The 605-nt window shown below is 41.5% G+C and carries 1 pseudogene; it reads right to left on the bottom strand.

Going from position 1 to position 605, the window contains the following annotated elements:
- Positions 1 to 261: pseudogene (locus MCY_RS09695) on the bottom strand (YfjI family protein); the annotation flags it as partial.
- Between the last annotated feature and the right edge of the window lie 344 nt (positions 262 to 605).

Raw genomic sequence — 605 nt, 5'->3', positions numbered from 1 at the left:
AGCCAAGGCACAGAGAGCAGAGATAGCAATAAAATCCATAGGGGCTTGTTGGCTATCCGCAACGTCATAAACATAGTTCATTAATGGTGTTGGCAACTGTAATAAGCTAAAAGGCTTGACGGGTAAGAGAGCCGCCGTGATAGGCTTTAATTCTCCCCAACCATTTTGTTGCAATGCTTGTTTATAAGGAATGGCTTCTAAACAAGTCTTATCATTTAAAGGCGTATTATTCTCTAAAATATTTTTATTATCCTGTCTCATGTTATTTGCCCTAGAAGATAGAGAAGATCGTTAAAATATGCGTTATGCGGGGCTTGCCTTATAAGAACCTCAAAGGCTTGGCTATAAGCACGCGTAGCAAAGGTAAAATCGACTAAAGTATTTTTGATTGGTTGGCTTCCATACGCCCATGCCAAACCCCACGCAAGGCACGTGTGATGCCCCGCGCATTCTTAAAAGAACACATCATTTTAAATCCTATAACGTTGTGTCATAGGACGGATTGTGCTATCTCTAGATTGATGAGTTTGAGAAAGCCTTGTCCGTCCTTACGTGACAAGGTTTTTTTATGCCGCGTCACTTTGACGTTGCTGTTTTGCTTGCTC

The sequence above is a fragment of the Bartonella rattimassiliensis 15908 genome (assembly GCF_000278215.1).
GTDB classification, from domain to species: domain Bacteria; phylum Pseudomonadota; class Alphaproteobacteria; order Rhizobiales; family Rhizobiaceae; genus Bartonella; species Bartonella rattimassiliensis.
Note: the sequence above shows the minus strand (reverse complement) of the source record. Positions and strands in the feature narration are given on the sequence as shown.